At 55.7% G+C, this 13,212-nt stretch carries 9 protein-coding genes; 5 read left to right on the top strand and 4 right to left on the bottom strand.

Annotated features, from left to right (window positions below; all coding sequences use genetic code 11):
- The first annotated feature begins 77 nt into the window (after positions 1-77).
- On the top strand, positions 78-2,696 hold the full coding sequence (locus tag ABD890_RS16460; protein WP_345091997.1) for an MMPL family transporter: 2,619 nt from the start codon (positions 78-80) through the stop codon (positions 2,694-2,696).
- A 167-nt stretch (positions 2,697-2,863) separates the two neighbouring features.
- Positions 2,864-4,276 (top strand): type I glutamate--ammonia ligase, encoded by a 1,413-nt coding sequence (gene glnA / locus ABD890_RS16465; RefSeq protein ID WP_345092000.1) that lies wholly within the window; start codon positions 2,864-2,866, stop codon positions 4,274-4,276.
- 89 nt (positions 4,277-4,365) lie between these two features.
- On the opposite strand, the gene mtnA is transcribed toward glnA, so the two are convergent.
- The 3 genes from mtnA to der all read right to left on the bottom strand — a co-directional run bounded on the left by mtnA (position 4,366) and on the right by der (position 8,346).
- A complete protein-coding gene (mtnA, locus tag ABD890_RS16470) occupies positions 4,366-5,445 on the bottom strand; it encodes an S-methyl-5-thioribose-1-phosphate isomerase (protein WP_345092003.1) in 1,080 nt (359 codons plus the stop codon).
- A gap of 4 nt (positions 5,446-5,449) precedes the next feature.
- Complete coding sequence (ald, locus tag ABD890_RS16475; RefSeq protein ID WP_345092006.1) at positions 5,450-6,556, bottom strand: alanine dehydrogenase; 1,107 nt, start codon at positions 6,554-6,556, stop codon at positions 5,450-5,452.
- Positions 6,557-6,882: 326 nt separating this feature from the next.
- Positions 6,883-8,346: a ribosome biogenesis GTPase Der gene (der, locus tag ABD890_RS16480; protein WP_345092009.1), complete on the bottom strand. Its 1,464-nt coding sequence runs from the start codon at positions 8,344-8,346 to the stop codon at positions 6,883-6,885.
- A gap of 348 nt (positions 8,347-8,694) precedes the next feature.
- On the opposite strand from der, the gene ABD890_RS16485 reads away from it, so the two are divergent.
- Positions 8,695-9,405: a uracil-DNA glycosylase gene (locus ABD890_RS16485; RefSeq protein WP_345092011.1), complete on the top strand. Its 711-nt coding sequence runs from the start codon at positions 8,695-8,697 to the stop codon at positions 9,403-9,405.
- Between the two features lie 70 nt (positions 9,406-9,475).
- Here ABD890_RS16485 and ABD890_RS16490 read toward each other — a convergent pair whose 3' ends face one another.
- Positions 9,476-11,014, bottom strand: coding sequence for a protein kinase domain-containing protein (locus tag ABD890_RS16490; protein WP_345092014.1), 1,539 nt, complete (start codon positions 11,012-11,014; stop codon positions 9,476-9,478).
- A gap of 382 nt (positions 11,015-11,396) precedes the next feature.
- Between ABD890_RS16490 and ABD890_RS16495 the strand changes: the two genes are divergently transcribed.
- Positions 11,397-12,149: an NTP transferase domain-containing protein gene (locus ABD890_RS16495; RefSeq protein ID WP_345092017.1), complete on the top strand. Its 753-nt coding sequence runs from the start codon at positions 11,397-11,399 to the stop codon at positions 12,147-12,149.
- An 86-nt stretch (positions 12,150-12,235) separates the two neighbouring features.
- Positions 12,236-13,192 carry a ribose-phosphate diphosphokinase gene (locus tag ABD890_RS16500; RefSeq protein ID WP_345092020.1) on the top strand — a complete coding sequence of 319 codons (957 nt, stop codon included), beginning with the start codon at positions 12,236-12,238 and terminating at the stop codon, positions 13,190-13,192.
- The last annotated feature ends 20 nt before the right edge of the window (positions 13,193-13,212 follow it).

The raw sequence follows: 13,212 nt of genomic DNA on the forward strand, positions 1-13,212 counted from the left end.
ATGAATCGGTTTAGGTGGTCTGTATCGATGAAGACTACCGTCCGTTGTTCTCTTGCCCATGGCCAAGGCACCACGTTTTGTTTTTCGAACAGCTAGGGAAGTTCGTTGTTCGCTTCTCGCTGGTAATCATCGTTTTCTGGACGGTGTTTACCCTGGTGGCTGCCGTGACGCCCCCACATTGGGACGATGTTACCCTGGATGGCGATCTGGCGTTTCTTCCGGCAAACATGCCAAGCTCGATCGCAGAAAAGCTTTATCGCGACGCGTTCCCGCAGCGGCAGGCCAAAAGCCAAATCGTGTTTGCGATCTCTCGCGAGGACGAGCCCCTGGATGAAGAAGATCTGCGGCTCGCAGATCGAATGGCGTCGCCGCTGCAAAACGCCCAGGGAATGTTTCTGTTTCGCGATGTGAAACCAGCCAGCGAAGAGAAATCGGACGAAGCAGGGGAGGATGATAATCCTTATGCCGGAGCCATTGCGGCCTGGGAAGAAGCGGCGCTGTTGGACTCGAAAAGCTGGCATCCGCTGTGGAATCTCGCGTTGGCCAACAAAGCGCTGGGGAACGAAGCAGGGGAGCAGCAGTTTCTGGAGCAAGCCACGACGCTGAACCCCGAGTTAAAAGAGAAGTCGCCGCAGCTTGTGCCGGACGATCCATTCAACTGGAACCAGTTCGACGTGTTGACGCGTCACACGCCGGTCCGTGGAGACATGCTGACCAGCAAGGATGGCCACGCGGTGCTAGTCGTTGTCGAGTCGCGGAATGAGTTCATGGCGACCGATAACATTCGCGTCCTGCAAGAGGCCAGCCAATACGTCGAGACCTGGCGAAAGAAGGCGGACGAGGTAGGGCTTAAGCATCTGCAGATCGGCGTGACCGGCAACGCTGCGATCGGTGGCGAGATGCTGCTGGCAGCGAAAGAGAGTATCGCCAACACCGAGCTCTATACGATTCTGCTGGTCATTGTCATTCTGTTGGTCATCTACCGGACTCCGATGATGTTGACCGTTCCGCTGCTTTCGATTGCGGTGTCGTTCATCATTTCGTCCTGGCTGGTCGCCCTGCTTACACAAGTCCATTTACTGCCAGGCATGGACTGGTTCGATTTTAAGGTCTTCAAGACATCACGCATCTTTATCGTCGTGATCTTGTTTGGGGCAGGGACGGACTTCTGTCTTTTTCTTATCGGACGTTACCGCGAAGAACTGGCCGCTTGCCGTGATCATCAACTTGCGATCAGCAAAGCACTGGCAGGGGTTGGCGAAGCGTTAACCGCGAGCGCCATGACCACCGTCGTTGGACTTGGCATGATGTTCTTTGCCGACTTCGAGAAGTACCGCAACAGTGGTCCGGCGATCGGTTTGTGTTTGCTGGTAACGCTGCTGACATGTTTGACCTTGGCACCGGCGATCATGAAGTTTCTCGGTCCGCTACTGTTCTGGCCGTGGGGAGGCACCGACCAATTCGTCGAGAAAAGCCGTCCCGTGTCAGCGGCCTGGTGGGATCAGATCTCGCACTGGATTTGTTACCGACCTGGGCTAACGCTGACGGTTGTCGTGCTGCTTCTGGGGATTGTCGGCGTCCCGAGTATCTATCGCCGAATCACCACGGGGGATGCGATACCGGTTTCGTACGATTTGTTCGGCGATCTCGGAAACGATCGCATGGCCAAGCAGACTGCGCTGCAGATTCGTAATCATTTTCCCCTCGGCGAAAGCGGCCCGATGACCATCCTGCTGGTCAATCCGACCGGGCAGTTCAGTAAGTGGGAAGGGAAGAAGTTCATTTCCGACATCGCGACAACCATTCATGGTTCGGACGAAGATATCGAGCGGGTCTTCACGAGCGAGCAGCCGCTGGGCGACGCTCCGACTCGCTATTCATTTTCATCGCGTGGTATCGGCAAACTGATGCGGAAGAGCCACCGCGGGACGAAAGATTTCTTTCTGGCGGAAAACGAGCAGTTAGGGGGGCAGATTGCTCTCGTTCGGGTCCTGTTCGATCGCAATCCTTTCTCGAATGAAGCAATCGAATTGCTGCAGAAAATTCAGCAAGACATCAACGCCAAGATCGAAACGATGCCGCCGCCATGGAACGAAACGAAGATCTTCGTCCAGGGAACGACGCCATCGATTCGGGACCTGATGACCGTCACGCGGCGCGATCAAAAACGAATCGAGATTGGCGTCATCGTGGCGGTGTTTCTGGTGCTCCTGGTGATTCTGCGAAGGCCGATGGTTTGTGCCTACATGATCCTGTCGGTGCTGTTCAGCTATTACGTGACGCTGGGTATTACCGAGACGTTCTTCCGTTTTGTTTATGCTGACACCTATCAGGCACTCGACTGGAAAGTGCCGTTGTTCCTGTTTGTGATTCTGGCAGCCATTGGCCAGGACTATAACGTTTACCTGGCGACGCGGGTGTTCGAGGAACAGAAGCGGCTTGGCTTACGGCAGGGGCTCTTACGCGGGATTTCGACGACCGGTGGCATCATCACAAGCTGCGGCCTGGTCATGGCAGGTACGTTCGCTTCGATGTGCATGGGAACCTTGCTGGGCGTGATTGAAATCGGATTCGCCCTGACGGTGGGGGTTCTGCTCGATACGTTTGTCGTGCGAACCGTGATGCTGCCATGCTTCCTGGCGCTGATGAATCGGTACACGAAAGAGCCTGAATTGGAATCGATCGCGTCCGAATGACCCCAAGAAATTCGGTGGGTCCAATTGAATAGCCTGCCTGAAAGCGCCATATTGTGGATTCGCTCAGGAATCGAATCACCACTTGAGTTCTTGCAGCGTCAGGTGGTTTCTCGGTTCCCTCCATCAGACTGCCCCGCGTCCACATCGAATAGAAAGGGAGCCCCCGCATGACGCCAAAAGAAGTCTTGGCTCTATGCCGAGAGAATGACGTGAAAGCCGTGGATTTTCGCTTCATGGACTTTCCCGGGATCTGGCAGCATTTCACGATTCCGGTCAGCCACCTCAGTGAAGACACGTTCGAGGATGGCCTCGGTTTCGACGGCTCAAGCATTCGCGGTTGGCAAGCCATCAACGAGAGCGACATGCTGGTTGTTCCGCAGCCTGATACCGCTTTCGTCGATCCTTTCACACAGTTGCCGACGCTGGTCTTGATTTGCAACATCCAAGATCCGATCACCCGTGAGGATTACTCGCGTGATCCTCGTAACGTTTGCCGCAAAGCGGCGAACTACTTGAAGAGCACTGGCATCGCCGATACCTGCTTCATCGGTCCCGAAGCAGAGTTCTTTGTGTTCGATGACGTACGTTTCGATCAACGGGCCCAGCACGGGTTCTATTACGTCGACAGCGTGGAAGGGGAGTGGAACCGGGGTCGCGACGAAGGTCCAAACCTTGGCTACAAGCTGCGTCACAAGGAAGGCTACTTCCCGGTTCCTCCGGCCGACTCGTTGATGGATTTGCGGAATGAGATGATGCAGACCATGATCGAGTGTGGTCTGAATGTCGAAGCCCAGCATCACGAAGTCTCGACGGCAGGGCAGTGCGAAATCGACATGCGGTTCAACGAGATGGTCCGCATGGCCGATGACCTGTTGATCTATAAGTACGTGATCAAGAACGTCGCTAAACGCAATAACCGCACCGCGACCTTCATGCCAAAGCCGATCTTCGGCGACAACGGCAGTGGGATGCATACCCACTTTTCATTCTGGAAAGACAACGAGCCGCTCTTCGCTGGCAACGGCTACGCAGGTCTCAGTGAAACGGCTTTGCATGCCATCGGCGGTTTGCTGAAGCATGCTCCGGCGGTCTTGGCGTTCACCAACCCAACGACCAATAGCTATAAGCGATTGGTCCCAGGCTACGAAGCACCGGTGAATCTGGCTTATTCGCAGCGGAATCGTTCGGCCTCATGTCGCATTCCGATGTACAGCCCAAGTCCAAAAGCGAAACGCGTCGAGTTCCGTTGTCCCGATCCGACCTGCAATCCTTACCTGGCCTTTGCCGCGATTACCATGGCTGCCATCGATGGAATTCAGAACAAGATCGATCCTGGTCAGCCGCTCGATAAAGACATCTACGACTTGCCACCGGAAGAAGCGGCCGCCGTGCCAAAGACGCCCGGCTCGCTCGACGAAGCGCTCGATGCGTTGGCAGCCGACCACGATTTCCTGCTGCGAGGGGATGTCTTTACCAAAGACGTGATCGAAACGTGGATCGAATACAAGCGAAAGAACGAAGCAGACGCCATCCGATTGCGTCCGCATCCTTACGAGTTCTGCTTGTACTACGACATCTAATTCGAGTCGTAAGCTAAAGACAAAAAAAGGCCCACGTTCGATTGCGAACGTGGGCCTTTTTCATGGTTCGATATTGTCGAGGAAGCTGCCTAACTGGCGACAACCTGGGCCACGTTTTCAGGCGTGACGGGCGAGATCACGCCTTTCTCGGTGATGATGCCAGCAATCAACTCGGCAGGGGTGACGTCGAAGGCTGGGTTGTAGACCTGAACGTTGGCAGGTGCTGTTTGCTTGCCCATGCCATGGATGATTTCCACGGCATCCCGTTGTTCGATTGGAATCCCTTCGCCGGTTGGCAAAGTGAGATCGAACGTGCTGATCGGAGCGGCAATGTAGAACGGAATCCCGTGGGCTTTGGCCAGCAAGGCGACGCCGTAGGTTCCGATCTTGTTGGCCGAGTCGCCATTGGCGGCGATACGATCGGCACCAGTAATCACCGCGTTGACGCGACCTTCTTTCATGACCTGGGCGGCCATGTTATCGCAGATCAGCGTGGCGGGAATCTCGCGCTGTACCAGTTCCCAGGCCGTCAAACGCGAGCCCTGCAGAAGCGGACGCGTTTCGTCGACGTAGACATGAATGCCTTTGTCTTGGTCGTGGCACGTGAACATCACGGCCAGCGCGGTACCATAGTCGGCCGTTGCCAGGCCCCCTGCGTTGCAGTGCGTGAGAATACCGAATCCTGGTTCGATCAACTCGGCACCATGGCGGCCGATGGCTCGACAAACCTGGCGATCGTCTTCATGGATGAAGCGAGCTTCGGCGAGCAAGGCCGTGTGAATGTCGGCAACCGACTTGCCTGCTTCCTTCTCGGCGGCGAAGGTTGCCTTCAAGCGATCGAGTGCCCAGAACAAGTTAACCGCGGTTGGGCGGCTACCAGCCAGGTACTCAACCACTTCGTGAAAGCGAGCCTCGAAATCTTCCAGCGACTTCTCGGTGGCGGTCTGCATTCCAACCACCACACCATAAGCCGCGGCAATGCCAATCGCCGGTGCTCCTCGAACACGCAGCATCTTGATCGCTTCCCACACGGTCTCTACATCGCGACAGTCGATATAGATCAGGTCGACCGGTAGCTGGGTCTGGTCAATCAAAACAAGGTGACCATCGGTTTCGCCAACGAAACGGATCGGATCAGGAGCAGCAGTCTGGGGATTGGCAGTTGTCATCAGTTCAGATCGAGAGTGGTTCGAATGGAAGGTCGAACGTGTCTGCGACCGGCTTGTTGGTTACGCGACCGGTATGAACATTCAAAGCCGTTTGAAGTTCCGGCGATTGAGCCAGCGACTTCTCGATGCCTTGATTCGCGACACGCAATGCCCATGGCAACGTCACATTGCACAGGGCGAACGTACTGGTTCGGCCGACCGCACCAGGCATGTTGGCCACGCAGTAGTGTAACACATCGTCAATCATATAGGTCGGGCTGCTGTGCGAAGTTGGCTTCGAGGTTTCGATGCAGCCACCTTGGTCGACGGCGACGTCGATGATCACGCTGCCTGGCTTCATCAGCGAGAGGTCTTCCCGCGAAACCAGCATCGGAGCCTTGGCTCCGGGGATCAGCACGGCACCGATCACGAGGTCAGCCAGTTGCAACTGATGACGAATCACGTGGCGATCGCTGAACAGAACATTCACATTCGGTGGCATCACGTCATCCAGGTACCGCAGGCGGTCCATGTTGATGTCGAGAATATTCACGTCGGCGTTGAAACCAGCTGCGATTTTGGCGGCGTTCGCACCGACGATGCCACCACCCAGGATCGTGATATGAGCAGGAGCCACACCAGGAACACCACCCAGCAGAATCCCTTGACCCATCTGCGGCTTTTCCAGGTACTTGGCACCTTCCTGGATGCTCATGCGTCCGGCAACTTCGCTCATCGGCGTCAGCAGTGGAAGCGTTCCCCTGGCATCCCGCAAGGTTTCATACGCCAGGCAGATGGCGCCCGAGTCGATCATGCCTTGGGTCAGTTCCAGGCTCGCGGCAAAGTGGAAGTAGGTGAAGACGATCTGACCCTTGCGAATCAGTGGAAACTCTTCTGGCTGAGGCTCTTTGACCTTTAAGATCATGTCGGCCTGCGAGAAGACCTCTTCCGCCGTATCGACCAGGATCGCGCCTGCTTCGATGTATTGTTCGTTGGTCAGCCCTGATCCAATCCCGGCGTCCTTCTCGATAATCACTTTATGGCCAGCGCGGACCAATTCTTCTGCCCCAACCGGCAAAAGGGCGATGCGGTATTCGTCCCGCTTCACTTCTTTAGGAACACCAACGATCATTAGTCAGCCTTTTTAACTTCACGAACCTGTGGAAAGTAAAATGCACGATGATGGGGCAGTTCGTATTGAAACATTTCCTCGCGAATTAGGACATGGGCTCCCCGCGCGAAATTGTTCATTATTCGGCCCCCTTTTGGCTCAGAAAGACGGGAATTTGACTAGACCGTTGGCAATGTCTTCAGGAGCGAATCGCGCCCGACGGAACGAGGTAGGTCATTCTAGGTTCGGTTGCGCCGCATTCCTGGATGGGGCTGTTCGCCAATGCGGTTGGGCAAAGGCATCCGACCAATAAGAAAGGCTGCCGAGAGATTCGGCAGCCTTGATGATTATGCTTCTTCGTTGACGTCGTCGAGGTGGTCTTCCGACGCCTCGTCGCCAGTGTCGGTTTCTGGTGCGTCGAAGTCGTCTTCATGCGGTTCCAGGGCAGCGGAGCGAGCAGAACGTCGCGATCCGAAGTCGTCGCGTTCGTCTGCGGATTCCCGCTTCTTGAGGTAGATCTTGATCGGCACCTCGGGGAAGGGGACCGCGTCGCGGAACGACGAGATCAAATACCGCTGATACGAAGGGGAGAACGCCTTGGGCATGTTCACCATCAGCACAAACGTTGGCGGCTGCACGCCGACCTGGGTCGCGTAGTAAACCTTCGGCTTGCGGTTCTTGTACAACGGTGGGGGATGTCGCTCGATGATCTCCTTCAAGATCCGGTTCAGCTCGCCGGTGCCGATACGCGAGAGCGACTGCTTGTACAGCATCTGGGCGTGGTTCAGCAGCGTCTTCACATTCTTACCGGTCTGACCGGTGATAAACGCGATCGGCACATGCGACATCATCGGGAACGTTTCGTGCAGATACGTTGCCCAGCGGTCGGTCGGCATCTGCGTGTGATACAGATCCCATTTGTTAACCACGAAGATACATGGCTTGAATTCGTCGCTGATGTAACGAACGAGTTGCTTGTCGACTTTGCTGATTTGCTGTGACGCATCGAAGAACATCAGCGTCATGTCAGCATGACGAATACTTCGCTCAGCACGGTGGGTGCTGTAGTAGTCGATGTCGGTCTTCACGCTCACGCGGCGACGCAAACCAGGTGTGTCGATCGCCACGAACGACTTGCCATCGAGCTCGAAGCGAACGTCGACACTGTCGCGAGTCGTTCCGGCGACTTCGCTGACGATCATTCGCTCTGCCTGGGCCAATGTATTGACGAAGGTGCTTTTGCCGACGTTTCGACGTCCGACGATCGCTACCTTCATCTCTGGATCGGACCCGTCAGTCGCTGTCAGATCGCTTTCTGGCAGGCGATCGACAATCACATCCAACAGGTCGCTCTTGTTGCGATTCTGCAGGGTACTGACGGCGACTAGCTTGCCACGACCAAGTCGATAGAACTGGTCGGCCTCGGCGTCCATCTGCGGAGCGTCCGACTTGTTGGCGACCAGCACGACCGGCTTGTCGATCTTGCGGAGACGCTGGGCCACCTTCTGATCGAGAGGAAGCATGCCGCTACGAACGTCGACAACGAACAAGATCACGTCAGCCGAATCGATGGCGATTTGAATTTGACGTTCGATTTCGTCGGTCAGGTTATCGACGTCATTTACGCCAATCCCCCCGGTGTCGACGATTTCGAAAAAGCGTTCGTTCCACTTTTGAAGGTGGACCATACGATCGCGGGTCACGCCTGCGACGTCGTCAACGATGGCCAAGCGACGCCCGGCCAGCCAATTGAAGATGCTGGATTTACCGACGTTCGGTCGACCGATGATTACTACTTGGGGTACCGCCATTGGGGCAGAATTCACTCAGGGTGCGTGTGTGGATGACAGGAAAGCATGAATTACTTACCCTAATATGCTTGAACTTCATTTTACGTGCCAGGGCACGCCTGAGTAAGGGAAAACTTCCTCGCCTTGCCCAAGCGACGTGATTTCTCGGCACGATTCCGACTTTCTCACTGCAAATCGACTGGCATGGATCAGCCCGAAATTCGCCGAGTATTGCTACAACAGGCCCAAGCCTGGCAGGCCTCGGGTGTTTCTTTCCTAGCCAAACAGGCTGGAATGGTGTTGCCCAAGGCAACACCTGAATCGCCGGTCGTAGCGTCGGAAACTCCTGCCCCGCAAGGATTGAGCGAGATGCCGAAGCCTAAAAAGGTCGCCGATGCCCCGGCTTCCAAGCCAGCGCCACGGACGGCGGCACCGATGCCTGCCAAGCCAAGTTCGCCCGGCGAGCCATGGCCCAAAGAATTTGCCACATTGTCGGTCGAAGAACGCCAGGAGCGGCTCGATACCCTCCGAGCGACGGTGGCAGGCTGTACGCTTTGTGCGGAATTGGCAAAAACGCGAACCCAAACTGTGTTCGGCGTTGGCAACGCGAAAGCTCGCATCGCCTTCTTTGGCGAAGCCCCAGGTGCAGACGAGGATCGACTGGGCGAACCGTTCGTCGGTCGTGCAGGGAAGCTGCTGACGCAGATCATCGAGGCTTGCTCGTTCCAGCGGAGTGATGTTTACATCCTGAATACGCTGAAATGCCGACCCCCTGGCAATCGCAATCCCACGACGGAAGAAAACGAGAACTGCCGCCCCTATTTCGAGCGACAGTTGGAAATCATTCAGCCGGAATACATCGTCTGTCTAGGAAGGTTCGCGATTACCAATCTGTTGGAGTCGGCGGCACCAATCGGCAAGCTGCGGGGGCAGTTTCATCCTTATCGCGGAAGCAAGGTTGTGGTGACCTATCACCCGGCTTACCTGCTGCGGAATCCTTCGGCCAAGAAGGATGTTTGGGAAGATATGAAGATGATGCTCAAAGACATGGGCATTCCGATCCCGCGCCCCTCGAAGTAGCAGCGAACTGACATGAAAAAAGCCGCTCGAATTGGAGCGGCTTTTTTTAAGTAGTTCGATCGACAATGCCTTAGGTGGCACTGGCCCCTGTTTCGGCATCTTCTTCTTCGGGATCGAGCGGATCCTTCAATAGCTCGTGGATCAGCTTTCGAAGTTCACGAACCTTGATCGGCATGGTCATCATGGCTCGGTTCTCGCCCAGTTGGGCAGCTTCCCGAATCGCCGTCTGGCGTTCCTTCGCGATCAGCACCGCAGGCTTGTCCTTGGTGTGCGTCCCTTCAGCGAACTGATTGAAGCCTTCCAAAGCCGCCGCACCCATATCGATCGCACTGAAGACGATGATATCGGCCGGGTTCGAGTCTTCCGCGAAACGGGCAAGTGCCCGTTGCGGATCGCTGATCACCAGGACGCGGTAGCCATACTTCTTTAAACGGTCGCGAAGCATGTCCTGCATGTCCATGTTCGATTCGACGATCATAATCGTCTTGTTGTAACCCTCGAACTGTTTGGCGATGCGAGCTTCATTTTGGGCTTCGAGCTTGCCGCGGATCTCGCCTGCGGCGGACTCATCCCCCATTTCCAGGCGTTTTGCGGCCATTTTCAGGTCCATCAGCATATGGCCAGTGGACTGATAACGTCGATCCGGATTCGTATCCATCGCCTTCATCACCACGCTGGCGACCGAACGAGGGAGATCCGGCGCAACTTTGGCGATCGGCTCGATATTCAAGTAACGAGCCGCTGCCAAACGCTTCTGACGATCGCGAGTTTCGTACAGCGGAAGCTCACCGGTCAACATGTGGTAATAGATCGCGCCGGCGAAGTAGATATCGCTGCGAGGATCGTCTCGCGGAGCGCCCGTCGCGATTTCGAGACCGGCGTAGTCGACCGTTCGGGGGTTGGTGGCCTGGCCATCTTCGCTGACTTGTTCTGCGAATGCCGCCAGACCGAAGTCGACCAGCTTGGCACGTCCCTTCGACGAGATCAGCACATTCGAGGTCTTCAGATCACGGTGCGTCAATCCACGTTCGGCAGCGTAAGCCAGGCCCGACGTAATATCGATCATCAACTGCGTCGCTTCCTTGGGATTGAACTTCCCGCGGATCCGCAGCAGATCACGAAGGTTTTGCCCTTCGATGAATTCAATGATCAGAAAGTAATTGGTGCCCTGCTGATACATCGAAGTCTCGGAGTGGACTTCATAAATCGGGCAGATGTTCGGGTGACGAAGCCCCTTGCCGAGTTCCCCTTCGGTCATGAACTGGGAAGCACGTTTCGGGTCTTCACTGAACCGACGTCGAAGCACCTTGGCCGCCACGACTTTTCCGGTGTCTTTATGAACGGTTCGGAACACGCGCGCGAACGTACCCGTTCCTATCATGTAGAGCGCCTTGTAGTCACCATAGAAGTAACCGGTCCGAAGGCCCTTGATGACACGTTCGACCTGGTAGTTGGTGAGGAGCTCTTTGCGGAGCATTAAGTTCTGGAATTCACCCAGCGATACTTCTCGAGTTCCAAGCTCGCTCCAGACCTGTTCGACCTGGCGATGTTCTAAGAGATTGAAGTCGATTACGCGCTGCGCGAATTCTTCAGCGGTGAGATCAGCCATATAACTTCCGGGCCTGACCGTCCAGCAGCGACCAGGGCACCTCTTCCGTCTGATTGAGAATGCAAGGATGAGACGATTCTGTTCCGCCCTCCATGGTATTCGACTTCGCAGTCGAAAGCAAATTGTGAAAACGGGAATTATTTCACTTGAAAGGGCTCTATGGAGGGGATGGGAATGTCGTTGGGCGATTGCTCCGCAAATTTCTTGTCGATCTCGTAAGTGATTTCCACGTCAAAGATTCCGTCCGCTTCAATGGTTGAACCGGCATTCGAAGCCCCTGGAAACTGCTGGCGAAAAATGCCAAGATACGACCGTTTGCGGACGGCATTCAGCCCTGTCCGGTGGTGGTTGCGAGCTTCATGGCCTCGAGCGAGTAGGCAAAATGGGAAAACGGATTGCGGTTGTTCTGGCTGCCGGTAAGGGAACCAGAATGCAATCGGAGATGCCGAAGGTGCTGTTCCCGGTTCTGGGACGCCCCATGATCGAGTTTGTGCTCGATGCGCTGCGTGAAGTTGGGGTCGAGAAGATTGTTTGCGTCGTCGGCTATCGCGCGGATGATGTCCGCCAGGCTCTGGCTGGCCATTCGGATGTCGTCTTCGTCGAACAAACCGAGCAGCTTGGCACCGGTCACGCCGTTCAGATGTGCGTTGACGAACTAAAGTCGGTCGACGGCAATGTGGTGGTCCTGGCAGGCGATTCGCCGCTGGTTCAACCATCTTCTTTAAAAGAACTGTTCGAGGCGTTCGAGTCAGGCGGACATGCTTGCCTTCTCGGGACCCTTAAACGCGAAAACCCCACGGGATTGGGGCGTATCGTGCGTGATGCTGACGGAATTTTCGAGGGGATTGTCGAAGAGAAAGATGCCACCCCTGAGCAGCGTGCGATCAACGAAGTCAACATGAGCACTTACGTGTTCGCCGCTCCGCGCCTGGTCGAGGCGCTGGGCCGCTTGAGCAATGAAAACGCTCAGGGAGAGTACTACCTGACTGACTGCCCGAAGATCCTCAAAGGTCTGGGGGATAAGGTCGATGCATTGCCGGTGCTCAAAGCGTGCGAAGCATATAGCATCAACTCTCGCGAGCAATTGGCCGAAGTAGAGCGTGTGATGAGCGAAATTGGTTACAATGCTTCGTGATGAAATTATTTGAGGGGCAGATTGCCCCTTTCTTTGTTCGTGGCGTCTTTTTTCGATAACTTCCAGCCGGTTGCCCAATTTACGTCATGCGTGAGATCAAAATCTTTAGCGGTCGCGCCAATCCCAAACTTGCCGAAGATGTTTGCAACTTCTTGCATCTGAAGCTGGGTCGTGTGACGCTGGGTGAGTTTCCGGACGGTGAAATCCAGTGCAAGATCGAGGAAGACGTGCGTGGTCGCGATGTCTTTCTGGTTCAGCCGACTTGCCCACCAGTGAACAACAACCTGATTGAGCTGCTGGTCATGATCGACAGTTGTCGACGCGCCAGTGCCGAGCGAATCACCGCCGTGATTCCGTATTACGGCTATGCCCGTCAGGACCGTAAAGACGAAGGCCGTGTGCCAATTACCGCCAAGCTGGTGGCCGACCTGATCACCAGTGCCGGGGCGGATCGCGTGCTGACGATGGATTTGCACGCTGCTCAGATTCAAGGTTTCTTCAATGTTCCGGTCGATCACCTGAATGCTTCACCGGTGCTCAATCATTATTTCCTGAGTCTTGGGATTCCGACGGAAGAGCTTGTCGTCGTGAGTCCTGATGCGGGGAGCATCAAGCGCGCGGTCAACCATCATCGACGCCTTAACGGCGAGCTGGCAATCGTTGATAAACGCCGTACAAGCGCTCATGAAACCACGACCAAGAACATCATCGGTGGTCCGGTCGAAGGCAAGACAGCCGTGATCTTCGACGACATGATCAGCACCGCTGGTTCGATCTGCGGAGCGGCTAAGGTGGTCCATAAGGCCGGGGCAAGAGAGATTTACCTGGCCGCGACCCATGGTGTGCTGTGTGGACCTGCGGTGGCTCGGCTCCAAGCGGCTCCGATCAAAGAGATCATCCTGACCGACACCATTCCCCAGAAGTCACAAGAGCTGCTGGGCAACATGCGGGTCTTGTCGGTGGCACCCCTGCTGGGGGAAGCGATCAAGCGTATCCACAACGACGAGTCGATCAGCGCGTTGTTCCGTGAGAACATCGGCTAGAGGCCGTTACGAGAACGGTG

Origin of the sequence: Bremerella cremea (assembly GCF_039541315.1) — a bacterium.
GTDB classification, from domain to species: domain Bacteria; phylum Planctomycetota; class Planctomycetia; order Pirellulales; family Pirellulaceae; genus Bremerella; species Bremerella cremea.